Here is a 25,800-nt window from a genome sequence, read left to right as displayed (position 1 = left end):
ACCGCGCAGGCACGCGGTCGCCATGCTCGCTAGATAGCAAACAACGCGCGAAAATCAAATCCCGATCCATCGCTTCATCCCCGCGATCCCCACTGTCCGGGACATGCCGTCACAGTCCCTGAAACGGGCTGTTCGCGATTGTGTCGTAAGGTTAAGTTAACCTGCCTGAGACATTAGAATGCACGGCTCACGGCCATGTTTTAGATGCATTCCTCATTTCAAGTTTCCTCATGGTTCCCGCTGACCGGAACGACCTGACATCATGAACAAGCATTCCGAGCGGTTTTGGCAGGACATTGGCCTTTCGACCGACGACACGGTCCTGATCGCGGCGCTCGAGTGCCTCCCCCACCCCGCCTGGATCTTCGACCGTGACGGACGCTATGTCGCCCAGAGCCGCATCGACCGCGACACCCATGGCGACCTGGCAGGAAAACTGCCGACCGAGGCGCAGGTCGGCCCCGAGAACGGGCGCCGCTGGCTGTCGTTCCACCGTCGCGTGATCGACGGCGAGCATTTCCACCACATGCGGGAAATGATGACGCCCCGCGGCCTCATCCATTCCGAAACCGCCGTCTCGCCGCTCATGAAGGACGGGCAGATCATCGGCGGCATCGGTGTTTCCGTCGATCAGACGAAGCGCGTCGAGGCGGAGAACGCGCAGCGCAAGGCCCAGGATCGGTTGTTGGGATTCCTGCGCATTTCCTCCGACTGGGCCTGGGAAACGGACGACCAGCACCGCTTCACCCTCGTCTTCGGCAACAAGGAACGCCTGGGAATCGACTTCGATGCCTGGATAGGCCACACCCGCTGGGAGCTGGTCGGGGTCGATCCCGAAGCGGATCCCCTCTGGCGCAGCTACCTGCGGCTTGTCCAGGCACGCGAGCCGCTGGAGGACTTCGTCTACCGAACAATGGGCTGCGACGGCCAGGAGTTCGCCGTCGAGGTCAACGCCGTTCCCCTGTACGATGCCGACGGTCGTTTTCTGGGCTATCGCGGTGTCAGCCGGAACGTGACCGAGCGCGAGCGCCTGCACCAGATGCTGCGCCGGTCGGACGTGGTCATCCGCGCCACGGGAAACGTCATCCTCCTGACCGACGGGGACGGCCTGATCGAGTGGGCAAACCCTGCCTTTTCCCAGGTCACCGGATACTCGCTGGAGGAGGCGATCGGGCAGTCACCCTGCGACCTGCTCCTCTGCGAGGACACGTCGCCAGAAACGGTCGACAAGGTCCACGCGGCCATCGCAGCCGGGCGGGACATCCGCTCGCAGATCCTCTATCGAACCAAGTCCGGCGAGCGGCACTGGTTCGACATGCACCTGCGCGCGCTTCGCGACGAGGCCGGCAACATCACCGGCCACATTTCCCACCAGTCGGTGATCACCGACCTGGTCACGGCCGAGCAGCGCCTTCGGGCCACAGTAGACAGCGTAGCCGCAGGAATCCTGCGCTTCGACGCCTCCGGCGCCGTCGTGGAGTGCAACCCCGAAGCCTGCCGGCTGCTGTCCATGGACGAGGCCGACATCCTGCGCGCGACCGTCTCGGCGCCCACCTGGAGCATGGTCGACAGGAACGGCAGTCCCCACGCATGGGAGCGGACGCCCGCCGCCAGGGTCCTTGCGCACGGCGATCCCATCCGCGACGAGATCATCGGGGTGCGGCTGCCCGGCGACGGGATCCGCTGGCTGCGTGTCAACGCCAACCGCATCACGACGGGCACGCACACCGCGCCCGACGTGATCATGAGCTTCATCGACATCACCGGCGACGAGGTGCAGAAGCACGAACTGGACGCCGCCCGCCGGCTCCTGCACGACGTCATCGAAGCCATTCCCGACGCCATCGCGGCCTTCGACGGTGATGAACGGCTGATCCTGTGCAACGAAGCATACCGGGAGATGTATCCGCTTACCGCAGACGCGATCCGGATCGGGGCTTACTTTCCCGAACTTCTGGACCGGGGTCTCGCCGCTGGCCAGTTCGCAGACGCCGGGACCACGCCGGAACAACAGGCCAACTGGCGCTCCGCCCGGCTTTCCGCGTTTCGCGGCAACACGACGTCTCCATCCTTGCAACAGCTCTCCGACGGGCGCTGGCTCCAGATCCGCGAGCGAAAATCGGATTCAGGCGTAAGCGTCGGCGTGCGAAGCGACATCACCGCGCTCAAGAACGCGGAAATCGCCATCCGCCGGATGGCCGAAACGGATTCGCTGACGGGGCTGTCGGACCGATCGGTGATGATGCGCGAGATCGCCGAGACGCTGCACGCACATCGGGACCAGACCGGGCAGGCGCTTTACGTCATGCTCGACCTCGATCACTTCAAGTCGATCAACGACAGCCTGGGCCACGACGGCGGCGACCAGCTTCTCTGCGTGATCGCCAATCGCCTTCGGCGCGCCATCCGCAAGTCGGACATCGCCGCGCGCCTGGGAGGCGACGAATTCGCGCTGTTGCTCGCGCCTCGCACCGATACGCCAGACCCGGAAGCCGTTATCGCGCGGCTGCACAAGGCCCTGACCGCACGCGTGAGCATTGCCGGCCGGTCCTTCCGTCCGGGCGTTTCCATGGGCGTGACCCGCCTCCCCACGGACGGCCCGGCGCCGCGCGATCTCATCAAGAATGCCGACATCGCGCTCTACCGGACCAAGGAACGCGGCCGCAACGGCTGGACCTTCTTCGAACCCGGCCTTCGCGAGCGGTTCGAGCGCCGCCGGTCGCTTGCGGACCGGCTGCGCCGCGCCCTTTCAAACCGGCAGATGGAGCTGCATTTCGCCCCGCAGATGGCCCTGCGGAGCGGACAGGTCATCGGATTCGAGGCCTGGCCGGTCCTGCGCCACGACACGATGGAGCTTGACCAGGATGCGCTGACGGCCGCCGCCGAGGAAGCCGGCCTCGGCCTGCGGCTTGCGGAAAGCACGCTCGAGCAGGCCTGCGCCGCGCTTGCAATGAGCCGCGCGGCGGGCCGGGACACGGGAATCGTCGCGGTGAATCTCACGCGGGAACCCCTGCGTGAGCCCGGCTTTGCCGAAACCGTTCGCGCGACCCTGGCGCGCCATGACATCGCACCGGCGAGCCTGGCCTTCGAGATCGGCGAAACCGCCTTGTCAGACAGCGACCCGGAACCGGAGCTCGAGACGATGGCACGCCTCAACGCGCTCAGAGTGCGGCTGGTTCTGGACGAATTCGGCCGCTCGAGCGCCGCCCTGACGCACCTGAGGCGCATACCCGAGCTCAGCCGGATCAAGCTGCATCACGCCTTCACCGCAAGCCTGCTGGAGGGCGCGCGCGACAGGCGCGCCGACGCCTCCGCGGACACCGCGATCGCACGCGCCGTCATCGAGCTCGCACACGGGCTCGGCATCGAGATTTCGGCTGATGGCATCGATAGCAATGAGGCCGCCGCAACGTTGGCGGCACTCGGCTGCGACATCGTTCAAGGTGCTGCGGCCGGGCCGACCCGCAGGTCTCCCGACCTTCGGGCCTGAAGCCTACTTCACGCCTTCCAGATTGAGGCTCACGAGGCGGCCGGTGTCCTTCGCCATGTGCGGAAGATACGCCTGCGAATAGTCGTCGAGCCCGCTGTGCTCGGTCTTGCGCCAGTCCCAGCGGCGCACGGACGAAAAGCCCACCTCGAGCAGGGCTTCTGACAGCACTTTCTCGTCGAAGGCGACCTTGTGATAGTCGTACTGGTCACGCTGCCCGCCCACGATCAGACCGAGAACCTGCGGCAGGCCGATGCCGTTGTCGGGATCGACGTAAAGCTCCGCCGCGGCCTGAAAGTCGGGCACCGCCAGGCGCAGAACGCCTTCAGGCGCAAGCACGCGGCACCATTCCGCCAGCACGGACTTGAACTCGTTGCGGCCGAAATGCTCCAGCACGTGGCAGGCGTAGATCAGTTTGACCGTGTTGTCGGGAATGAAGGAAAGGTCCTCCACCGGCCCGATCCGGTCCACATGGGGATAGTCGAGCGCATCCACATGATAGAAGCCGGGAATGTGCTTCACGCCGCAGCCGAGATGGAGTTTTTCGATCGTCATCCGAAACTTGCCATGTTGGCCGGCTGTATGGCCGGCGGGGACAGTAAAGTCGGGTCAGGCCGCCGTCCGCGATGCCTTGTACCACGCAATCGTATCGCGAATGCCCTGCTCGAGCGAAATCTTCGGGCTCCAGCCGAGCGCTGAAAGCCGCGAGGAATCCATCAGTTTTCGGGGAGTACCGTCGGGTTTCGTCGCATCGAAGGCAAGCCGCCCCGAAAAGCCCGTCTCGCGCGCGATAAGCCGTGCCAGATCGCCGATCGAGATTTCCTGCCCCGACCCCACGTTGAGCGGCAGGTCCCCGTCATAGGTCTTCAGCAGGAAGACGATCGCGTCGGCGAGGTCGTCGACATGCATGAACTCACGCAGCGGCGTGCCGCTGCCCCAGACCTCGACCGTGTCGTCGCCGCGCTCCTCCGCCTCGATGAACTTGCGGATCAGCGCTGGCAGGACGTGGCTGGTGGCGAGGTCGAAATTGTCGTTCGGGCCATAGAGATTGGTCGGCATGGCCGAAACATAGGCAAGACCGTGCTGCTCGCGATAGGCCTGGCACAGGTAGACACCGGCAATCTTGGCGACAGCATACCACTGGTTCGTCGGCTCGAGCGGCGCCGTCATCAGCGCCTCTTCCCGGATCGGCTGCTCGGCGAACTTTGGGTAGATGCAGGACGATCCGAGGAAGACCAGGCGGCCGACGCCCGCATCCGCGGCCGCGCCGATGACATTGGTCTGGATCTCGAGATTATCGCGCAGGAAATCGACCGGCTGACGGGCGTTTGCAAGGATGCCGCCGACCCTTGCCGCGGCCACGACCACCGCATCGATCCGCTCGCCGGCGAAGAAGGCGCGCACGGCCGCCTGGTCGGAAAGGTCGAGTTCGGAGCGCGTCCGGGTAACCACCTCGGCCGCCTCCCGCTCAAGCCTGCGGCAGATTGCCGACCCGGCCATTCCGCGATGACCGGCAACGAAAATGCGCTTGCCCGCGCTCAGGATGCTTTCGCTCATGGCGCTTACTCGTCCCGCCCGTAGGCCCGTCGTGCCAGCCGCTCGACCCTGAGAAGCTCCAGGTCGGCATCGACCATGTCCTCGACAAGCGCCGCAAAACCCGTGGTGTGGGTCCAGCCCAGCTTCTCGCGCGCCTTGGTCGGGTCGCCAAGCAGGAGATCGACCTCGGTCGGGCGGAAGTAGGCCGGATCAACCGCGACCAGAAGCTTTCCGCTCTTGCGGTCGTGGCCCTTTTCCTCGACGCCCTCGCCGCTCCAGACCACGTCCCGTCCGACACGGGCGAACGCGCGCTCGACGAACTCGCGAACCGTGTGCGTCTCACCCGTCGCCAGGACATAGTCGTCGGGCGTGTCCTGCTGCAGAATGCGCCACATGCCCTCGGCATAGTCGCGTGCATGGCCCCAGTCGCGCTTCGCATCCAGATTGCCGAGATAGAGCTGTTCCTGCAGCCCCAGTTCAATGGCCGCCACCGCGCGGGTGATCTTGCGGGTGACGAAGGTCTCGCCACGCAGCGGGCTCTCGTGGTTGAACAGGATGCCGTTGCTGGCGTGAATGCCATAGGCCTCGCGATAGTTCACCGTCATCCAGTAGCCGTAAAGCTTCGCGGCGGCATAGGGCGAGCGCGGATAGAACGGCGTTGTCTCGCGCTGCGGCACTTCCTGCACCTTGCCGTAAAGCTCGGAGGTCGAGGCCTGATAGAAGCGGCAAGTCGACTCGAGCCCGAGGATGCGCACGGCTTCAAGGAGACGCAGCACGCCGATTGCATCGGCGTTGGCCGTGTACTCCGGCGTCTCGAAGCTGACCATGACATGGCTCTGGGCCGCGAGATTGTAGATCTCCGTCGGCCGGATTTCGCCGACCAGCCGGATAAGGTTGGAACTGTCGGTGAGATCGCCGTAGTGGAGAAAGAAACGCGCATCCCGCTCGTGCCGATCCTGCACGATCGGGTCGATACGGCCGGTGTTGAACGAGGAAGACCGGCGCTTCAGCCCGTGCACCTCATAGCCCTTGTCGAGAAGCAGGCGGGCGAGATAGGCGCCATCCTGACCGGTCACGCCGGTGATGAGGGCTTTGCGTGCGGACATCGGCAGTTCCTTGGGCGGCGGGGCGTCTGACTTGCGATCGGACGCCTTTCCTACTGCACTGCCGGAAAGGTGGCAACCGCCGGAAAGCCGGTGGTTGCCGCATCATGTGACGTCGCGTGCACCGGCATGGCGCCGTCGCCGTGCCGCCCCGGCTCAGCCGCTGTAGGCGATCTTGTCCGGCTGGACCTTGAGCAGCGCCTGGCGCAGCTTCTCCAGCGCCCGGTTCTCGATCTGGCGCACACGCTCCTTGGAGATGCCCAGCGTCTTGCCGAGCGCCTCCAGAGTCGCGCCCTCCTCGCTCAGGCGGCGTTCCCGCACGATCCTGAGTTCGCGTTCGCTCAGGACACCGAGGGCGCTCTCCAGCCAGCGATGACGCCGCTCGCCGTCGATCGCCCCGCCGACCATCTCCTCGGGCAGCGGATCATCCGAGACGAGGAAGTCTTGCCTGTCGGCGCTGGTGCCGTCCCCCTCAACCATGGGGGCGTTGAGCGACGTGTCGGGTCCGGAAAGGCGCGCGCTCATGGTTTCCACGTCGCCACGCTTGACACCCATGGTGGTCGCGATGCGGTCAACGAGTTCGCTCTCGCTGATCTGCGTGACCCCGCTCGACAGTTTCGCGCGCAGGCGGCGCAGGTTGAAGAACAGCGCCTTCTGCGTCGACGAGGTCCCGCCACGCACGATGGACCAGTTGCGCAGGATGTAATCCTGGATCGAGGCGCGGATCCACCAGGTGGCATAAGTCGAGAAACGCACCTCGCGCTCCGGCTCGAACCTTGCCGCCGCCTCCAGGAGCCCGATATGTCCCTCTTGGATGAGGTCGCTCATGGACAGGCCGAAGTTCCTGTATTTGGCCGCGACCGCGATGACGAGACGCATATGGGCGAGGCTGAGGCGTTCAAGCGCGGCCTCGTCGCCATCGCGACGCCAGGACACGGCGAGATCGCGTTCTTCCTCGCGGGAGAGATAGGGCGCGTTCATGGCCGCGCGAACGAGTTGACGTCGGTTACCGGACAGATAGCTCACGGTCGGATCCTCCGCGTCTTGCGAAACTGTACTTGAGTACGCAACGACACCGGTTTCGGTTCAGTCGCTTCCGGTCCGGCAAGCTCCCCCGGCACTCGGGCGGAGCGGCATGCCTGCTGGAGGCACGCCAGCCAAGGGTATCGCGTCACATGGAACAGACTGTGACGCCCCGGCTCACGCAGGGCCTCCATTGGAAACGCGGAACAGGACGGAACGGTTCCATCCGCCACGCACCGGCAAGCGACACTTGCCGTCAGAATGCAATCCGGACGCAATCAGCACCAATAGGACTTGCGATCATGGTCAATCAGATTTTCTGATAACCATTGCCATGAGCGTCCGAAAACAAGAAAGCCCGGCACGAGGCCGGGCTTTCCATTGTTCAGGATCGAAACGCCGAAGCAGCAATCACGCCGCCTCGGTCTGCTCCGTCTCGCCGTCATCCTCGCCGGGCGCCGCGGCGGGCTTGCGGCCGGCCGACTTGGCCAGGTTTTGCTCGATCTGACGGATCGCCTCGGTGTCCGAGCACTTCTGGACAGCCGCGATCTCGCGGGACATGCGGTCAAGCGCCGCCTCATAGAGCTGACGCTCGGAATAGGACTGCTCGGGCTGCGTGTCGGAGCGGAAAAGGTCGCGAACGACTTCGGAGATCGAGATCAGATCGCCGGAGTTGATCTTCGCCTCATACTCCTGGGCGCGGCGGCTCCACATCGTGCGCTTCACGCGCGGACGCCCGCGCACGGTCTCCAGAGCCTTCTTCACGGCGGCCGGATCGGCGAGCTTGCGCATGCCCACGGACGCGATCTTGGCCACGGGGACGCGGAGCGTCATCTTGTCCTGCTCGAAGTTGATTACAAGAAGCTCGAGTGCATAGCCTGCGACGTTCTGCTCCTCGATGGCCGTGATCTGGCCGACGCCATGAGCGGGATAGACGATGAACTCGCCCGTCTTGAACCCCTGTCGCTGCGAAGTCTTCTTCATCGTTGTTGCCATACGCCTATGCAACTCCTGCATTTCGGCCCCCTGCGGGCCTGGGGCGGAGATCCGCCCGTCCACGGAGAAACGCACGCCGACGCACCCGCCCGATCCGGGTCCATTGCCGTACGTTATTCGCTGATCAGTTATCCGAACATGAAACTCCAGTCGAAAAGGCGAGATGCCACGGGCAGTCGTGCGGAGACTGGGCCGCAACCATAAAAAAACCTCCGTCGGGAGGGCGAGACCGGACCATCGGTAACTGAGGGAAGTAGACTACCACAAAAACTTCAAAAATCAAAATACTGCGACATGCGAGCATTGCCGGCCCGCACGGAAGGCGGTCCGGCAATGAAATTTCACTTGCCTGTCCGACGCTTCGCGGGACCTGTGCCCGCGGCCCGCGAGGTCAGTCCCCGGAACCCGGTTCCGCCGAGAAATACGCCTCGTACTTGCCGGTCTTGCCGTCGAATTCCTCGGCCTCGGGCAACTGGTCCTTCTTGACCGTGATGTTCGGCCACTTGGTCGAATACTCTGTGTTGACCTCGAGCCACTTCTCCAGCCCGGGCTCCGTGTCCGGCCGGATCGCATCCGCAGGGCATTCCGGTTCGCAGACGCCGCAGTCGATGCACTCGTCCGGATTGATGACGAGCATGTTCTCGCCCTCGTAGAAACAGTCGACCGGGCAAACCTCGACACAGTCGGTGTACTTGCACTTGATGCAGTTGTCCGTGACGATATAGGTCATCGTTGTCCTCTTGCGGCGCAGGCCCGCGCGGTTGCCTCCCCTTGGGCGGCCTCGCCTGATCCCGCGCCTCGCAGCGCCCCGTCTCTCCCCTCCGGGGGCCACAAGGCAAAAACGGCACGGCTTCGCGCGCCATCGTTTCAGGCAATCTGCGTATCGGGTTTGCCGAAAGGCTTCAAGTTCGGAATATGTTGCCGGTCAGTGGCGAAAGAGAACGATTTTGCGAAGTTGCCCCGGACAACCTCTTAAGCCGCCATCGTTTCGATGAAACGCGCGGACGGTTTTCCCGAACGCGGGACCGATTGCCGCAGCGGACCTGCCCCGCTCACGACCAGTCGCCACGCAGCCTGTCGGTTGCCCGGCGATCCCGTTTCGTCGGACGTCCGCTTCCCCGCTCACGGCGCGCCGGATCCCGCCCCTGTGCAGCGAGCGGGCGTCCGGAGCCATCGTCCTTGACACTCCCCTCGTCGGCGCCGCCAGGGGCACCGGCCGCACCGGCTGGCAAGGGAGAGATCAGTTCGTAGAGTGTTCGGGCCTCGGGCGCCGGGCCGCGCCGGGTGCCCGGCAGAAGCACCTTCATCACGAGAATGCGCTCGGCAACGGCGACGGTCAGAACGTCTCCCGCGCGCACCGTCTTCGACGGCGTCGTCGTCTTGTCGCGATTGATGCGCACATGCCCGCCGGCCACAAGCTTCTGGGCCAGGCTGCGCGACTTGACCACCCGCGCGAACCACAGCCACTTGTCGACCCTTTGCGCCGGCGCCGAAGCGCCACCGCCCGTCTCGGTGGAAGATCCCACTCCTCGCTCCTCCCGTCCCGGCGCGTCGCCCGCTCGCTCCAAGGCATCATGGCCCGGGTCACGTCACAGGTCACCGGGCGGCGCGGATCAGGATTTCGGCTTCTTCTCCAGATCGGCCTTGAGAGCCGCCAGCTTCGCAAAGGGCGAATCCGGATCGATGGTCGCCGGACGGTCGTTGCGACCGCCGGGTTTTCCGCCGCGCGGCTTGCCGCCATCGGGACGCGGGCCGCCCCGGCCCGCACCGTCACCGCTGCGCGCGGGACGTCCACCCTTGTCGGAACCGAACTGGTTCACGGTCCTGGGCTTGCCGCGCGGCTTGCCGCCATCGCGACGACCGCCCTCGCCCTGTCCCTCGCCGCCACGGCCCTGATAGCCGCGACGCGCGCCCGCGCCGTCACGCGGACGACGGTCCCGGCGACCGGGCCGCCAGATCTCGATCGTGACCGTTTCAAGTTCGGGCTGGCCAAGCGGCAGCACGGGCGTCTCTCCGGCTTCCCCGGCGACACCATCCGCCGAAACCGAAACAGCGGGATCCACCTCGCTCACGGTCGAGGGAGAGGGGTCGACGGCAGCGGAGTCCCCGCTCTCGCCCATTGGCGCGCTCGCGGCCGCAGGCTGCGCGGCAACCTCGACCGTCGACGCGTCGTCGGCTGCGCCCGGCGTTTCGGCGGGACCCTCGCTTGCGGTCACGGCAGGAGCCGGGTCGCTGCCGTCATCGGCTGCCGGCTTGGGCACTTCGGCGCCGGCCGCCTCCGCCGGAGCGGCAACAACCGGGCGCTGGATCTCCCGCGTTTCCGACCGGTAACCGAGGGATTTCAGAACGGCGGAAAAGTCCTCGCCGGCGCAACCGAGCAGGGACGTCATGGCCACCGTCACGGTGAACCCGCCACCTTCCGCGATCGCCCCTTCCGGCGGCGACACGGCGGGGTCGAGCGGCTTCCACGCCAGAAGCGGCCGGATCAGGTCGGCAAGACGCTCGAGGATATCGATGCGGACGGCGCGCGGGCCGCATACCCGGAAGCCCACCACCTTGTAGAGCGCGGGCGAAATCTCCGGATCAACGGCAATCGAGGTGCGACCGGAGGCCGAAAGCTGCGGCAGTTCGTCAAGCCCCGGCATGTCGGGCGAGCCGTTCTTGAGCGCCCAGAGCTGCGCGATCAGACGGCTTGGCGCCGGCTTCAGGAGCGCCGGCACGAAGATATGATAGGCCCCGAAGCGAACCCCGAGCTTGCGAAGGCCGGCGCGCATGGTCTGGTCGAGCTGACGCACGTCCTCGGAAATCTCCGAGCGCTCCAGAATGCCGAGTGATTCGACCAGCCGGAAGGCAACACCGCGGGCAAGCCCTTCAAGGCCCTCGCCCTCCTCGAGATCCCGCAGCGGCTTCACGAGCGTATCGATATGGGCCTTGAGCCAGAGCTGCAGCCGGGCCTCCGCCTTTTCGCGATCCGCCGTCTCGAGCGTGTCGTCGGCGAGAAACATCAGCGCCGGGGCCAGTTCGCTTTCACCCGGAATAAGGCGGCCAACGACCTCGCCCTGCCAGCGCAGCGACCCGTCGGACGACAGCGCGAACGCCTCATTCGCGGCGCGCGACAAACGGTCGGCGCGTGCCGACAGCTCGCTTGCGAGCGCCTTCTGGGCCACTGCCCGCAGCGCTTTTCCGTCGCTGCCGTCGGCAGCCGGGTCCGGCGCGAAGCGGAAGCCTTGCAGCTTTCCGACATGCTGCCCCTCGACAAGCACGTCCCCTGCCGTGGTGATTTCCGCTTCAAGCATGGCGTTCTCTCTCAGCCGTCGCATCAATACGCTGGTCCGCCTGTCGACAAAGCGCTGCGTGAGCCTGTCGTGCAAAGCGTCCGATAAACGGTCTTCTACGCCGCGCGTGACCCCTTGCCAATGGGCAGGATCGGCAAGCCAGTCCGCCCTGTTGGCGACAAAGGTCCACGTGCGGATGTGTGCAATGCGGTTCGCGAGGGTGTCGATGTCGCCGTTGACCTTGTCGGCAAAGGCGACCTGACGCGCGAACCAGTCGTCCGGGATGGCCCCATCCCGGGTCATGTAGCCATAGATCCCGGCCACGAGATCGGCATGGTTCGCCGGCGCGATCTTGCGGTAATCGGGGACCTGGCAGACATCCCAAAGCAGTTCCACCCGATCCGCCGACGAAGCCACCCGGCGGATCGACTCGTCTCGCACCGCATGATCGAAGGCGGTCTCGTCCGCCGAGGGCGGCGCGCGGGTAAGTCCCTGCTCGCGCGGCGCTTCGTCGAGCGAATGGCGCAGGCTTTCGATTGAGGAAAAATCAAGTGCCCGGTTGCGCCACTGGAAAACCTTGAGTGCGTCGAAGCGGTGGCTTTCCAGCGCCTCGACGAGTTCGTCGTCGAAGGGATCGACCCGGCCGGTCACCCCGAAGGTTCCGTCACGCGTGTGTCGGCCCGCACGCCCGCCGATCTGGCCGATCTCGGACGGCGTCAGCATCCGGTACTGGTATCCGTCGAACTTTCGGATGCCCGCGAAGGCAATGTGATCGACGTCGAGATTGAGGCCCATGCCGATGGCGTCGGTCGCAATCAGGTGCTGGACGTCGCCGTTCTGGAAGAGCTCGACCTGGGCATTGCGGGTGCGCGGGCTGAGCGAGCCGAGCACCACCGCCGCGCCACCGTGCTGGCGGCGGATCAGTTCCGCGATCGCATAGACCTCGGATGAGGAAAAGGCGACGACCGCGGAACGCGGCGGCAGGCGCGTGATCTTCTTCTGCCCTGAGTAGGCCAGGATCGACATGCGCGGCCGGGTCACCACGTTGATGCCGGGTATCAGCCGTTCAAGCAGGGGGCGCGCGGTCGCCGCGCCGAGCAGGAGAGTTTCCTCGCGCCCACGCATGTTGAGCAGGCGGTCGGTGAACACATGGCCGCGCTCGAGATCGGAGGCGAGCTGCACCTCGTCGATGGCGACGAAATCGACCGACAGGTCGAGCGGCATCGCCTCGACGGTGGCGACCCAGAACGTCGCCTCCTTCGGCACGATCTTTTCCTCGCCCGTCACCAGCGCGACGCGGCTCTCGCCCACCCGCGAGACGATGCGTCCGTAGACCTCGCGCGCAAGAAGCCGCAGCGGCAGTCCGATCACGCCGGAACCACGCGCGATCATGCGCTCGATGGCAAGGTGGGTCTTGCCCGTATTGGTCGGCCCCAGCACCGCGGTCACGGTACGTGCGCGCACGCTCGCAGGAAGCTGCGCCCTGGGGGACTGCAAGAATGCGGATTGAACCATATCGTGCGACGACGCGAGGCGGCCTTCTGGCAACGGCGGTCGGGGCCGGCCGGGACGACGCCCGCGCACGACCCGATGAATTCGTGCGCCCGTTACCGGTCCTCCCCGTCGCGGGACCACGAGACACACGATGATCGTCCGACAATGGCAAAAAGCCGGGCGACCGTGTTTCGTCTGGTAGCATAGTCCGCGCGCGGCTGTCCTCACCTTTTCGCCGTCCGCAGGCGCCCGAAGCGTTGGGAGCGCCCCGGATTCTCCGACGGTCGAGAGCAGGAATATCGACATTTATGCCGATGAACAGAACGAGTCCGGAACAAAGCCGGACCGAATCGCTTCCTTCATCGGATTCATGGTTCGTTCTCCACAAGATCTTGCGATACAGCGCATCAGGCCCGCAAAATCGTGAATCAGACCATGCGTTTGCATCGCAACGATTCGGTTCGGGCGGGATTCCGTTTCCATCCGCCGCTTCTTGAAAAACCGTAAACCGGATCATGAAAATTTTCAGGAAATCCGAAACGTTTCGACGAAACCGGGAACGAAGCCTGTCCGAATCGCTGACCTGATGATGTTCCTGTTTTGGTCCACCCACATCCGGTAACCGCCGGGCACGCACACACCGGATGTGGTGAACACGCCGATCGCGCCGCAAGGAGTGCCGCCCATGACGTTAAGCATATCGTATCGAAACGGGACATTGCTCGACGAGCATGTCACGACCGCAGCCCTCCCGCGCCCCTGCCCGCCATAGGCGACGCCTATATGCACCGCAACACGCGCGCTTTCCAAGCAGGCCCACGGCTTGTAGAAACCATTCAACACCGTCAATCAGGAGGGGCAGACTTGGCCATTCGCAAGATACTCGTCGCCAACCGCTCGGAAATCGCGATCCGCATCTTCCGCGCGGCCAACGAGCTGGGAATGAAGACGGTCGCCGTTTTCGCCGAGCAGGACAAACTGGCCCTGCACCGGTTCAAGGCGGACGAGGCCTACCAGATCGGAAAGGGCCCGCACCTTGCGGAAACGATGGGCCCGATCGAGGCCTACCTGTCGATCCCCGAGATCCTGCGCGTGGCGAAAGCGGCCAACGTCGACGCCATCCATCCCGGCTACGGCTTCCTGTCGGAAAGCCCGGAGTTTGCTGAGGCGTGCGCCGAGGCCGGCATCATCTTCATCGGCCCGTCGCCGGAGACCATGCGCAAGCTCGGCAACAAGGTCGCCGCTCGCAATCTTGCCATTTCGGCCGGCGTGCCGGTCATGCCCGCGACCGATCCGCTGCCCGACGACATGGACGAGGTGCGCCGCCTTGCCGCCGAAATCGGCTATCCGGTCATGCTGAAGGCCTCCTGGGGCGGAGGCGGACGCGGCATGCGGGTCATCCGCGACGAGGAGGCCCTCATCCGCGACGTCGAGGCGGCCAAGCGCGAGGCGCGCGCCGCGTTCGGCAAGGACGAGGTCTATCTGGAAAAGCTCGTCGAGCGTGCCCGTCACGTCGAGGTGCAGATCCTGGGCGACAGTCACGGCAACCTGGTTCACCTGTTCGAGCGCGACTGTTCCATCCAGCGCCGGCACCAGAAGGTGGTCGAGCGTGCACCCGCCCCCTATCTGGACGACGCCCAGCGGCACGAGCTTGCCGGCTACGGCCTGAAGATCGGCGCAGCCGCCGATTATTGCGGCGCCGGCACGGTCGAATTCCTGATGGATTCCGATACCGGAGCCTTCTATTTCATCGAGGTCAACCCGCGCGTCCAGGTCGAACACACGGTCACCGAGGAGGTGACGGGCGTCGACATCGTCAAGGCTCAGATCCGCATCAGCTCCGGCGCCATGATCGGCGATCCCGCCTCGGGCGTTCCGCCCCAGGACGAGATCCACCTCAACGGCCACGCCCTCCAGTGCCGCATCACCACCGAGGACCCGGAGCAGAACTTCATTCCCGACTACGGCCGCATCACCGCCTATCGTGGCGCGACCGGCTTCGGCATCCGCCTTGACGGCGGCACGGCCTATTCCGGCGCCGTGATCACCCGCTACTATGATCCGCTGCTGGAAAAGGTGACCGCCTGGGCGCCATCCGCCGAGGAGGCGGCCCAGCGCATGGACCGCGCGCTGCGCGAATTCCGCATCCGCGGCGTCGCCACCAATCTCGTCTTCCTGGAAAACGTGATCGGCCACCCGGATTTCCGCGCCAACTCCTACACCACCCGCTTCATCGACGAGACACCGGCGCTTTTCGAGCAGGTGACCCGTCGCGACCGGGCGACCAAGCTGCTGACCTACATCGCGGATGTTTCCGTGAACGGGCATCCCGAAACCCGAGACCGACCACGCCCGCCCGCCGATGCACCGACTCCCGTCGCGCCGGTCTACGACGGTCCGGCACCCGAGGGCACGCGCCAGCTTCTCGACCGGCTCGGGCCGGACGGCTTCGCCCGCTGGATGAAGGAGGAGAAACGCGCGCTCGTCACCGACACGACCATGCGCGACGCCCACCAGTCCCTGCTGGCGACGCGGATGCGCACCTTCGACATCGCCGCCATCGCCGAGGCCTACTCCACCGGCCTGCCGCAGCTCTTCTCGCTGGAGTGCTGGGGCGGAGCGACCTTCGACGTCGCCATGCGCTTTCTCACCGAAGATCCCTGGGAGCGCCTGCGGCTGGTGCGCGAACGCGCGCCCAACATCCTGCTGCAGATGCTGCTGCGCGGCGCCAACGGCGTCGGCTACGCCAACTATCCCGACAATGTGGTGCGCGACTTCGTGCATCGCGCCGCCGAGGGCGGCATCGACCTGTTCCGCGTGTTCGACTGCCTCAACTGGGTGGAGAACATGCGGGTCTCGCTCGATGCGGTCCAGGAGACGGGCAAGTTGTGCGAGGGCGTCATCTGCTACACCGGCGACCTGGGCGACAGCGCGAGGCCGAAGTACGATCTCGCCTACTATGTCCGCCTGGCGAAGGAACTGGAAAAGGCCGGATGTCACATTCTGGGCGTCAAGGACATGGCCGGCCTGATGAAGCCCGCTGCGGCGAAGACGCTCTTCACCGCGCTGCGGCAGGAAGTCGGCATGCCGATCCACTTCCACACCCATGACACGTCAGGGATTTCGGCGGCGACGGTCCTTGCGGCCGTGGACGCCGGAGCGGACGCCTTCGATGCGGCCATGGACGCGCTCTCGGGGCTGACCTCCCAGCCGGCGCTCGGCTCGCTGGTCGCGGGCCTTGCCGGCCACGAGCGCGACACCGGCCTCGACAGCGCGACCATCCGCGAGATCTCCTTCTACTGGGAAGCGGTGCGCAACCAGTACCGTGCCTTCGAGAGCGACCTCAAGGCGCCGGCCTCCGAGGTCTACCTGCACGAGATGCCCGGCGGCCAGTTCACCAACCTCAAGGAACAGGCCCGCTCGCTGGGGCTGGAGATGCGCTGGCACGAGGTCGCCCAGGCCTATCACGACGTCAACATGCTCTTCGGCGACATCGTGAAGGTCACGCCCTCGTCCAAGGTCGTCGGCGACATGGCGCTCATGATGGTGAGCCAGGGCCTGACGGTCGCCGACGTCCTGTCGCCGGACAAGGACGTGGCCTTCCCCGACAGCGTGGTGCAGATGATGCGCGGCGATCTCGGACAGTCGCCCGGTGGCTGGCCGGAAGAGATCCAGAAGCGCGTTCTCAAGGGCGACACGCCGATCACCGTTCGCCCTGGCTCGCTTCTCGAGGATGACGATCTCGAAGCCCGCCGCAAGGAAGCGGAAGAGAAGACCGGCGAGAGCCTCTCGGACCAGGACCTCGCCTCCTACCTGATGTATCCGAAGGTCTTCACCGACTTCGCCGCCGCGCGCGAGATCTACGGCCCGGTGAGCGTCCTTCCCACGCCCGTCTATTTCTACGGCCTGGGCGTCGGCGACGAGAGCCTCATCGACCTGGAGCCGGGCAAGACCCTCGTGGTTCGCTGCCAGGCCATCGGCGAGACCGACGAGAACGGCGAGAAGAAGGTCTTCTTCGAGCTGAACGGCCAGCCGCGCATCATCAAGGTGCCGGACCGGGCCCACGGTTCGGCCGGAGCCGGTGCAAGGCGCAAGGTCGATCCGGGCAACACGGCCCATGTGGGCGCACCCATGCCGGGTGTTATCTCCACCGTGGCGGTGAAACCCGGCCAGCAGGTCGCCAACGGCGACGTGCTCGTCTCCATCGAGGCGATGAAGATGGAAACCGCGCTTCACGCCGACAGGGCCGGAACGATCGCCGAGGTGCTCGTGACACCCGGCCAGCAGGTCGATGCCAAGGATCTGCTCGTCGCGTTCGAGGCAAACGGAGACTGACCCCGGGGAGGGAGGACGACGTGACGCTGATCCTGGACGGAAAGGACCTCGCCCGCGCCTTCCTGCACCTTCAGGGCCTGACCGATCCGCCCGGACGGCGGATCGATCAGGCCGGGGTGGCCGGCCTGATCGACCGTCTCGGCTTCGTCCAGGTCGACAGCATCAACACCGTCACCCGCGCCCACCACCAGATCCTGTTCTCGCGCAATCAGACCTACCGCGAAGACCAGCTCACACGCCTGCTCGAGCGCGACCGCGCGCTGTTCGAGAACTGGACCCACGACGCGTCGGTCATTCCCGTTTCCTCCTGGCCCTACTGGCGCCACCGTTTCGCGCGGGAGCGCGAACGGCTGAAGGCACGCTGGACGAACTGGCATGGCGGCGACTTTCACGCGGAGATCGACAAGGTCCACGCGCACATCCGGGAGAACGGACCCTCACGCGCCCGCGATTTCGACTCGGATCGGGAACGCAAGGAGCCAGGCTGGTGGAACTGGCACCCGGGCAAGACGGCACTGGAATATCTCTGGCGATGCGGCGAGATCGCGGTGACCGCACGCGAGAATTTCGCCAAGATCTACGACCTGTCCGAAAGAGTCGTGCCTGACACACACTTCCACGATGAGGTGAGTCACGAGGACTTCGTCGACTGGTCCTGCCGTTCCGCGCTGGACCGGCTGGGAGCGGCCACACACGGCGAGATCGCGGCCTTCTACGATCTGGTGCGGCCGGACGAGGCAAAGGCGTGGTGTGAACGCGAGAGCGGACGCTCGATCCTGGCGGTGGAGATCGACCACGGTCCCGGCGAGCGCCGTCGCGCAGCCTATGCACGTCCCGACATAGAGGCAATCATCGCAAACGCCCCCGAACCGCCGGCGCGTGTCCGCACGCTAAGCCCGTTCGACCCGGTGCTGCGCGACCGCAAGCGCGCGGAGCGCCTGTTCGGCTTTTCCTACCGGATCGAGGTCTTCGTCCCCGCCCCGAAGCGGACCTACGGCTACTACGTCTATCCGCTCCTGGAGAAGGATCGCCTGATCGGACGCATCGACATGATCTGCCGCCGCGCGGAGGGGATTCTGGAGGTCACGGCCTTCTGGCCGGAAAAGGGCGTGCGTCTTGGCGACGGGCGGCTGGCACGCCTTGAGGCCGAACTTTCCCGCATGGCGCGTTTCACGGGAATGGAGCAGGTCCGCTTCGCCGACGGCTGGCGCCGCGCGCCAGCCGTGCAGGCCTGAGGCCGGACGCCGCTTCAGGTGCAGAGCACCTTCTCGATCTTGCCGGGCGGGTGACCGGTAAGCGTCTTGTCGACCTCCGCCACGATGCGGCTCGTCACCTCCTTGTGGAAGGCCTTGCGAAGATCGCCGAGCGTCACGGGGGGCGCGACGACCACGAGCTTGGAGAACTTGCCCTTGTGCGCGAGCGCGTAAAGCCGGTCCGCGATATCCTTGGCGAAGCGGTGCTTCTCGATCATGTGCCAGTCGGTGGGCTCCATGGCACTGCGGTGGGATCCCGGGCCGTCGGACTTGCGTCCCGGTGCGTCCGTGCCCTGTTCCGTGGTCGAGGGGTTGTCCTGCTCCAGCACTTCCAGAACCTGCAGGTTCGGGTAGTCCGCATCGCCCTCGTTGCGGAAGAAAAGAGCCTTCTCGCCGTCTCCGACAAGCACCCAGCTATCGTGTTCGATACGCAGACCGGTCATGGTTATCCTCCTGTTCCGGCTTGGCTTCGAATGGAACGGCATCGCCGCCCACAATTCTCAGGTAGGTGTCGAATTGTGGCTTTGCACGGGCAAATCGACCATTGGTCCGGCAAGCAAGCGCTCCTATCGGGCGGCCAGTTCGTCCAGAAGCCGCTCCGCCCCCCGGCTCAACATGTCGAAAACATCGTCGAACCCGCCCGGACCGCCATAGTAGGGGTCGGGAACATCGCGATCGAGAAAACGCCGCAGCCGGCCCGAAGCCTCCAACGCGGGCGCCCGTGCGCCCGCACGGCGGCGCAATTCGGCGAGATTGTCGCCGTCCATGGCAAGCACGAGATCGAAGCGCTCGAAGTCGGCGGGTCGGACCTGGCGCGCCCTGAGCGGGCTGATGTCGATGCCGTGCCGCGCTGCGACTTCCACCGAGCGCGGGTCGGGCGGATTGCCCACATGCCAGTTCCCCGTCCCGGCGGAATCGATCTCGAGATCGCCGGGCATACCCTTCTTGCCCGCCCGATCGCGCAGGATTCCCTCGCCGAGTGGCGACCGGCAGATGTTTCCAAGGCAGACGAAGAGAACGGAGCGCATCGAACCTCCCACGCGGCTTTCGAGGATCACAAGGACCGGTCCTGGCGTTTTCGCCGCTGACGCCTATCTTCGCAAGCAGGTGACGACATCACGTACACAACAGGGAAGGGACACGTCATGACGCAGACCCAGCGCAAGGATGACCAGACCGAGACCCTCGAGGACGCACTCCGCGGATTGTCCGGCTGGACACGCGACAAGGCGGGAACCGCGATCACCCGCAGCTTCACCTTCGCCGACTTCCGCAAGGCCTTCGCCTTCATGAGCGAGGTGGCGTTGATCGCCGAAAAGATGGACCATCACCCGGACTGGTCCAATGTCTACAATAAGGTGGAAATCACGCTCACAAGCCACGATTCGGGCGGCCTGACCCGACGCGACGTACGCCTGGCACGGGCCATCGATGCGATCACCGGCACCTGAGAATGCGGACGGTCAGGCTCCGCGCTCGATGAGAAAAACATGCAGGTCGTCTCCGCCACCGCGCTCGATCAGGCGGTGGCCGGCTTCCTGACAGTAGTGTGGAATGTCGATCACGGACATCGGGTCGCTGGAGGTGACCCTGACCCGCGCACCGGGAGACAGCCTCCCCATGGCCTTACGGGTCTTGAGCACCGGAAGCGGGCACTTCAGGCCCTTCAGATCCAGTTCGAGATCGATCCCGTCCGTTCCGCCCGAGGCATCCGATTCCGCCATGACCCTACTCGCATCCCCTCTGATGCCGCACCATGCGGCAGGCTTTCAGCCCTCTTTGACACCTGACAGGAGCATAGGCCCGCAATGACCGACGACAAGCCCGAGGCAACCGACATCCTCGATTTCTGGTGGACTGCCGGTCCGGCGAAATGGTTCGCGAAGGACGACGCCTTCGACGCGGAGATCCGCGGGCGCTTCCTGCAAAGGGTGGAACAGGCCGCGGCCGGAGAGCTCGACGCCTGGGCAGAAACGCCGCATGGCGCGCTCGCCCTTCTGATCCTGCTGGACCAGTTTCCGCGCAACCTCTATCGCGGGGACAAGCGTGCCTTTGCAGCCGACGGCCGGGCGCGCGAGATCGCGGCCCGCGCGCTCGACAACGGATTCGACCGGGCTTTTCCCGTCAACGCCCGCACGTTCTTCTATCTGCCGTTCGAGCACTCGGAAGACATCGCGGACCAGGAGCGCAGTGTCGACCTGTTCCGTCGCCTTGGCGACCAACAGACCTATTTCTACGCCTTGCTGCACCTGGACGTGATCCGGCGCTTCGGCCGCTTTCCCCACCGCAACGAGGCACTCGGGCGCGCGACCACCGCAGCCGAGGCGGCCTATCTGTCCGACGGCGGTTTCGGCGCCTGAAATGCGCGCCCGCCACGCACCGTGAGACAATGCCGGACAGGCGGCCCGCCGGAGCCGCCTGTCCGGCATTGCACAAGAAATAATCAATCCAAAAACCGCATTAAGCCTATAATTTAGGCAAACAAACAGAGTCCCCAACAGCCCCAAAGCCATCCTCCCGAGGGTCTGAACGCCCCTTCGCGGGACAATTCAACTTATTGATATCACTATATTTTACAGGTTTTCTCCCGAGATCTTCCCGCACCGCACCACGAGTTGGCACGCTCCTTGAAGATAAGGGGGTGGCGTCTGACGGACCCATGGCGCCCGAAAGGGATCCGGGTCCGAAGCACTCCACCTCATGGGAGCGACTGTCCCGAGGGGGGCACCAGTCCCTAGGGGAATGCGCAGCAGGGAAAGGAACGGAAGCGAGCATGAAAATCGTGATGGCCATCATAAAGCCGTTCAAGCTCGACGAGGTGCGCGACGCCCTCACGAGCATCGGCGTCCAGGGACTTACGGTGTCGGAAGTGAAGGGGTATGGCCGGCAGAAAGGCCACACCGAGATCTATCGCGGCACGGAATACGCCGTGAGCTTCCTGCCCAAGCTGAAGATCGAGGTCGCCGTGGCCTCCGACCTCGCCGACAAGGTCGTCGAGGCGATCGCCGGAGCGGCCAAGACCGGCCAGATCGGCGACGGCAAGATCTTCGTCTACGCGCTCGACCAGGTTCAGCGCATCCGCACCGGCGAAACCGACGCCGCCGCGCTCTGATCCATCCGACCGAAGGATACTCCGATGAAACTTCGCTTTGAAAAGGCCGGACTGGCTACGCTTGCGCTTCTCGCAGCGACCGGATCGGCGCTCGCACAGGATGCCGCCCCGGCGGCGGAGGCACCGCAGTTCGCTCTCGCCAGCGACACGGCCTTCATCTTCAACACGCTGCTGTTCCTGATGGGCGGCTTCCTGGTCATGTGGATGGCCGCCGGCTTCGCCATGCTCGAGGCCGGTCTCGTCCGCACCAAGAACGTCTCCATGCAGTGCCTGAAGAACATCGCGCTCTACTCGGTCGCCGGCATCATGTACCTGCTCGTCGGCTACAGCCTGATGTACACGGACGTGAACGGCGGCTACATGGGCACGCTCGCCATCTACGGCTGGCCGGCCGCGGGCACCGCCAACGAAGGTGACTACTCGGTCGCCTCCGACTGGTTCTTCCAGATGGTGTTCGTCGCCACCGCCGCCTCGATCGTCTCCGGCACGCTGGCCGAGCGCATCAAGCTGTGGCCCTTCCTCATCTTCACCGTCGTCCTGACCGGCTTCATCTACCCGATCGCCGGCTCCTGGCAGTGGGGCGCGGGCTGGCTCAGCGAGATGGGCTTCTCCGACTTCGCCGGCTCCACGCTCGTCCACTCGGTCGGCGGCTGGGCCGCGCTCACCGGCGCCATCATCCTCGGCGCACGTCGTGGCAAGTATTCCGAGGGCCGCGTGATCCCGATGCCGGGTTCGTCCATGCCGCTCGCGACGCTGGGCACCTTCATCCTGTGGCTCGGCTGGTTCGGTTTCAACGGCGCCTCGCAGCTCGCCATGGGCTCCAACTCCGACGTGTCCGACATCTCGCGCATCTTCGCGAACACCAACCTGGCCGCCGCCGGTGGCGTGGTCGCCGCGATCATCCTGACGCAGGTGCTCTACAAGAAGGTCGACGTGACCATGGCGCTCAACGGCGCGCTGGCCGGCCTGGTCGCCATCACCGCCGAGCCGCTGATGCCCTCGCCGATCCTGTCGATCCTCATCGGCGCCGTCGGCGGCGCGATCGTGGTCTTCACCGTGCCGCTGCTCGACAAGCTCAAGATCGACGACGTGGTCGGCGCGATCCCGGTCCACCTCCTGTGTGGCATCTGGGGCACGCTCGTCGTCCCGGTCTCCAATGCCGACACGTCCTTCGGCACCCAGTTCATCGGCGTGGTCGCCTACGGCGTCTTCACGGTCGTGACCAGCGCCATCGTCTGGTACGTGCTGAAGCTCACCATGGGCATCCGCGTGTCGGCCGAGGAAGAGGCCATGGGTCTCGACAAGGCCGAGGTCGGTGTCGAGGCCTACCCGGAGTTCGGTCAGGGCAGCCAGCGCGTCTGATCCCGACCACACTTCTCCCGAGACGGTCTTCCACCAGAAGACCGCACCTCACGGGCCCGGAGCTTCGTGCTTCGGGCCCTTTTTCGTGGCCCAAGGCCCCGCCTTCGGAGCCTCCGGCCTCTGCCCCCTTGTCGTGGCCTGGCGCAGCCCGCATTGTGCCGCCGAGCCGATTCCCGTCCCGCCACACGCAGTCGGCGGGCACCGACCGACGAGGAGAACCGGAATGCCGGTGTTCGTTTCCATCCCGCTGACCGTCGCCCCGCTTCTCGTCTACAACCTGCTCGCGTTCTCGCTGCTCGGCGACACCGGGGGCGATCCCTGGCAGGCCCCGATCCTGACGATGGAACTCGTCTCGGGGGCGCGCTTCACCCTTGTCGTCGGAGACCTGATGATCCTCTCGGGCCTCGTGCTGCTCTTCATCGAACTGCTGAAGGCAACGCGCACGGGTGTCTCCGCGCTGACCGACCACATTCTCTCGACGCTGGTCTTCATCGCCTATCTGGTCGAATTCCTGACCGTAAGGGCGGCGGCGACGTCCGTGTTCTTCACCCTGATGGCGATCTCGCTCGTCGACGTCATCGCCGGCTTCTCGATCACCATCACGGGCGCCCGGCGCGACTTTGGTGTCTCGCCCCACGACGGCTCCCGATAGAGGCCGAAACAGCCGGTCGACGCATTCCCCTAGGGAAAAAGTTAACAAAGGGTTATCGACTGGCACGTCGCTTGCGCTACATTTCCCGGCAATACCGCCAGTGTCTCAAATCGACACGCCGGGAGAGCGTTGATGAGAATATTCGCGGGAAATCGTTCAGCCACGGGACGCGGGCGTGCCGGACACGCCGCCCGAACCCAGGCCGGGACAACAGGCGCAGGCGCGCGCGCGGCCCAGACCGAGGCCCGGTCGAACGCGCTTGTCGTCACCGCGGTCGAACCGGTCGCGAAGCTCGACACCAACCGCTTCGCCAGGCTCTATCGCCCCAACGCCGGGCTGATCGCCCAACTCGTTGCGCTGCGTGACAACATGCACCAGCAGCGCGCGCGCCGCCGCGCCGAGCCGGCCGAGGCGGTCAACGCCTACCGGACGGTCGAGCGCCAGCCGCGCACGCCCCAGCAGGGCAGGGTGCTCAGCGTGAGCCGCTGAGGGGCCCCACGCCTCGATTCCCAGTCCACCTCAATTGCCAGTCCTCGACGAAAACGGCCGGTGCAATGCACCGGCCGTTTGCATGTCTGGCGGAAGACCGCGGTCCTCAGTATCCGATCGCAAGTCCGTCCTTGCGCGGATCCGACCCGCCGACGAGCATGTTCCGCTCCCGATCGAAGAGGATCGCCTGTGCGCCGCCGATGGGCTCCTCGACCATCGTGATCTCGTGGCCGCGCGCGCGCAGTCCGGCAAGCGTCGCCTCTGGAATGCCGCGCTCCGCCTGCAGCACATGGGTCTTTTCGTTGAAGAACATGCGGGGCTGGTCGATGGCCACCTGGGGGTCCATGCCGAAGTCGACCATGTTCGTCAGCACATGCGCATGGCCGCAGGGCTGGTAACCGCCGCCCATCACGCCGAAAACGAGATGCGGCAAGCCGTTCTTCAGGGCCATCGCCGGGATGATCGTATGAAGCGGCCGCTTGCCGCCATCAATGCAGTTGGGATGTCCCGGTTCGAGACGGAAGCACGCGCCACGGTTCTGAAGCAGGACGCCGCTCTTCGGCGCGCAGATACCGGACCCGAATCCCTTGTAGACCGAGTTGATGAGCGAAACGCCCAGCCCCGTTTCGTCGACGACGCACAGATACACCGTATCGGAACCCGGCCCGAGCAGGGCCGGGGGAATGTCGTCCATTCGCCGCTCGGGAGAAATCCGCGCCGCCAGCCGGTCGAGATAGCCTTCACTCAGGAAGGTCTCGGGTCCGTGTGGCATGAAGGCCGGATCGGCGAGATAGAGATCACGAACCGAATAGGCGAGACGCCCCGCCTCGAGTTCCAGATGGAACCGCTCCGGACCGAGCGGATCGAGGCGGGAAAGGTCAAAGCGCTCAAGAATGCCGAGCATCACGAGAGCAATGAAGCCCTGGCCGTTCGGCGGCAGCTCCACCATCTCGAGATCCCGGTAGGGATGGCGCACCGGCGGCATGTCGAGAACCGTCATGCCCGCGAGGTCCTCGAGCGTCATCAGCCCGCCCTTCGCGGCGAGCGTGGCGACGATATCCTCGGCAACCGGGCCTTCGTAGAACCCCTTTGCACCCTCCTTCGCGATGCGCTCCAGCGTATCGGCAAGCGCCGGGTTGCGCATGGTGGCGCCGGCCTCGGGCGCCTTGCCGTCCACGAGAAAGGCGGCGGCCGCCCCGGGGTCGGCGGCAAGCTTGTCGCGATTGCGCGCCCAGTCGAAGGCAACTCGCGGCGCGACCGCATACCCCTTGCGCGCATAGCCGACGGCGCGCGTCAGAAGGGCACCGAGCGGGCGGCTTCCGTGAGCCTCGACCAGCGTCTCCCAGAGCCGAACGACACCTGGAACGGTGACCGAATGGGGACCGCGGTCGTCGATTTCGCTGACGCCGAGGTCCGCGAGGCGACCGGGCGTTGCCGCGAGCGGTGCCGGCCCCGAGCCGTTGAAGCCGCTGAGCTGGCCGTCTGGCTTTGCCAGGATCGCGAAACCGTCTCCGCCGATACCGGTCATCTGCGGCTCGACCACGGCGAGCACAGCAGCTGCGGCAATCGCGGCATCCACGGCGTTGCCCCCGTCCTGGAGCACCTCGAGCGCGGCGGCACTGGCAAGCGGATGCGAGGTGGCGACCATGGCGTTCGGCGCATGGACGGCCGAGCGGCCCGGAA

At 65.6% G+C, this 25,800-nt stretch carries 21 protein-coding genes; 9 read left to right on the top strand and 12 right to left on the bottom strand.

The annotated features are described in order from the left end of the window. Positions 1-262: 262 nt before the first annotated feature. Positions 263-3,490 carry a sensor domain-containing protein gene (locus ACYX4S_RS19225; protein ID WP_476361352.1) on the top strand — a complete coding sequence of 1,076 codons (3,228 nt, stop codon included), beginning with the start codon at positions 263-265 and terminating at the stop codon, positions 3,488-3,490. 3 nt (positions 3,491-3,493) lie between these two features. Here the strand turns inward: ACYX4S_RS19225 and ACYX4S_RS19220 are convergent, their stop codons facing one another. From ACYX4S_RS19220 to ACYX4S_RS19185, 8 genes are all read right to left on the bottom strand, one after another. Further along, a complete protein-coding gene (locus ACYX4S_RS19220; RefSeq protein ID WP_293720857.1) occupies positions 3,494-4,042 on the bottom strand; it encodes a class I SAM-dependent methyltransferase in 549 nt (182 codons plus the stop codon). A gap of 54 nt (positions 4,043-4,096) precedes the next feature. Continuing rightward, on the bottom strand, positions 4,097-5,044 hold the full coding sequence (locus tag ACYX4S_RS19215; protein ID WP_476361351.1) for a GDP-L-fucose synthase family protein: 948 nt from the start codon (positions 5,042-5,044) through the stop codon (positions 4,097-4,099). Positions 5,045-5,049: 5 nt separating this feature from the next. Beyond that, complete coding sequence (gene gmd / locus ACYX4S_RS19210; protein ID WP_476361350.1) at positions 5,050-6,129, bottom strand: GDP-mannose 4,6-dehydratase; 1,080 nt, start codon at positions 6,127-6,129, stop codon at positions 5,050-5,052. 153 nt (positions 6,130-6,282) lie between these two features. Continuing rightward, complete coding sequence (locus ACYX4S_RS19205) at positions 6,283-7,152, bottom strand: RNA polymerase factor sigma-32 (protein ID WP_476361349.1); 870 nt, start codon at positions 7,150-7,152, stop codon at positions 6,283-6,285. 408 nt (positions 7,153-7,560) lie between these two features. Beyond that, a complete protein-coding gene (locus ACYX4S_RS19200) occupies positions 7,561-8,145 on the bottom strand; it encodes a CarD family transcriptional regulator (protein WP_293720853.1) in 585 nt (194 codons plus the stop codon). Positions 8,146-8,536: 391 nt separating this feature from the next. Further along, on the bottom strand, positions 8,537-8,875 hold the full coding sequence (gene fdxA / locus ACYX4S_RS19195; protein ID WP_422067385.1) for a ferredoxin FdxA: 339 nt from the start codon (positions 8,873-8,875) through the stop codon (positions 8,537-8,539). A 322-nt stretch (positions 8,876-9,197) separates the two neighbouring features. Then, a complete protein-coding gene (locus ACYX4S_RS19190; protein ID WP_476361348.1) occupies positions 9,198-9,671 on the bottom strand; it encodes an RNA-binding S4 domain-containing protein in 474 nt (157 codons plus the stop codon). Between the two features lie 87 nt (positions 9,672-9,758). Further along, positions 9,759-12,935, bottom strand: coding sequence for a helicase-related protein (locus ACYX4S_RS19185; RefSeq protein WP_476361347.1), 3,177 nt, complete (start codon positions 12,933-12,935; stop codon positions 9,759-9,761). 843 nt (positions 12,936-13,778) lie between these two features. On the opposite strand from ACYX4S_RS19185, the gene pyc reads away from it, so the two are divergent. Together pyc and ACYX4S_RS19175 are read left to right on the top strand one after the other, a co-directional pair. Then, positions 13,779-17,249 (top strand): pyruvate carboxylase, encoded by a 3,471-nt coding sequence (gene pyc / locus ACYX4S_RS19180; protein ID WP_476361346.1) that lies wholly within the window; start codon positions 13,779-13,781, stop codon positions 17,247-17,249. A gap of 20 nt (positions 17,250-17,269) precedes the next feature. Beyond that, the gene (locus ACYX4S_RS19175) at positions 17,270-18,484 is read left to right on the top strand and encodes a winged helix-turn-helix domain-containing protein (RefSeq protein ID WP_476361345.1); all 1,215 of its coding nucleotides are present in this window, start codon (positions 17,270-17,272) and stop codon (positions 18,482-18,484) included. Positions 18,485-18,498: 14 nt separating this feature from the next. Here the strand turns inward: ACYX4S_RS19175 and ACYX4S_RS19170 are convergent, their stop codons facing one another. After that, positions 18,499-18,945, bottom strand: coding sequence for a baeRF12 domain-containing protein (locus ACYX4S_RS19170; RefSeq protein ID WP_476361344.1), 447 nt, complete (start codon positions 18,943-18,945; stop codon positions 18,499-18,501). Between the two features lie 123 nt (positions 18,946-19,068). Continuing rightward, positions 19,069-19,530 carry a low molecular weight protein-tyrosine-phosphatase gene (locus ACYX4S_RS19165; RefSeq protein ID WP_476361343.1) on the bottom strand — a complete coding sequence of 154 codons (462 nt, stop codon included), beginning with the start codon at positions 19,528-19,530 and terminating at the stop codon, positions 19,069-19,071. A 117-nt stretch (positions 19,531-19,647) separates the two neighbouring features. On the opposite strand from ACYX4S_RS19165, the gene ACYX4S_RS19160 reads away from it, so the two are divergent. Then, positions 19,648-19,953, top strand: coding sequence for a 4a-hydroxytetrahydrobiopterin dehydratase (locus ACYX4S_RS19160; RefSeq protein ID WP_476361342.1), 306 nt, complete (start codon positions 19,648-19,650; stop codon positions 19,951-19,953). Between the two features lie 12 nt (positions 19,954-19,965). Here the strand turns inward: ACYX4S_RS19160 and ACYX4S_RS19155 are convergent, their stop codons facing one another. Continuing rightward, on the bottom strand, positions 19,966-20,226 hold the full coding sequence (locus tag ACYX4S_RS19155; protein WP_293720845.1) for a sulfurtransferase TusA family protein: 261 nt from the start codon (positions 20,224-20,226) through the stop codon (positions 19,966-19,968). 84 nt (positions 20,227-20,310) lie between these two features. Between ACYX4S_RS19155 and ACYX4S_RS19150 the strand changes: the two genes are divergently transcribed. From ACYX4S_RS19150 to ACYX4S_RS19130, 5 genes are all read left to right on the top strand, one after another. Continuing rightward, positions 20,311-20,862, top strand: a complete 552-nt coding sequence (locus ACYX4S_RS19150; protein ID WP_476361341.1) for a DUF924 family protein — start codon at positions 20,311-20,313, stop codon at positions 20,860-20,862. Between the two features lie 413 nt (positions 20,863-21,275). After that, on the top strand, positions 21,276-21,614 hold the full coding sequence (locus tag ACYX4S_RS19145; protein ID WP_293720843.1) for a P-II family nitrogen regulator: 339 nt from the start codon (positions 21,276-21,278) through the stop codon (positions 21,612-21,614). Between the two features lie 24 nt (positions 21,615-21,638). Next, positions 21,639-22,976 carry an ammonium transporter gene (locus tag ACYX4S_RS19140; protein WP_293720842.1) on the top strand — a complete coding sequence of 446 codons (1,338 nt, stop codon included), beginning with the start codon at positions 21,639-21,641 and terminating at the stop codon, positions 22,974-22,976. 223 nt (positions 22,977-23,199) lie between these two features. Then, positions 23,200-23,628, top strand: a complete 429-nt coding sequence (locus tag ACYX4S_RS19135; protein ID WP_422067377.1) for a hypothetical protein — start codon at positions 23,200-23,202, stop codon at positions 23,626-23,628. A gap of 132 nt (positions 23,629-23,760) precedes the next feature. After that, positions 23,761-24,117 (top strand): hypothetical protein, encoded by a 357-nt coding sequence (locus ACYX4S_RS19130; RefSeq protein WP_293720840.1) that lies wholly within the window; start codon positions 23,761-23,763, stop codon positions 24,115-24,117. A gap of 106 nt (positions 24,118-24,223) precedes the next feature. Here ACYX4S_RS19130 and ggt read toward each other — a convergent pair whose 3' ends face one another. Beyond that, positions 24,224-25,765, bottom strand: coding sequence for a gamma-glutamyltransferase (ggt, locus tag ACYX4S_RS19125; RefSeq protein WP_476362894.1), 1,542 nt, complete (start codon positions 25,763-25,765; stop codon positions 24,224-24,226). Positions 25,766-25,800 lie beyond the last annotated feature (35 nt).

The sequence above is a fragment of the Stappia sp. ABD4_338 genome (genome assembly GCF_056312175.1).
This window is presented reverse-complemented; position numbering and strand designations above follow the sequence as displayed.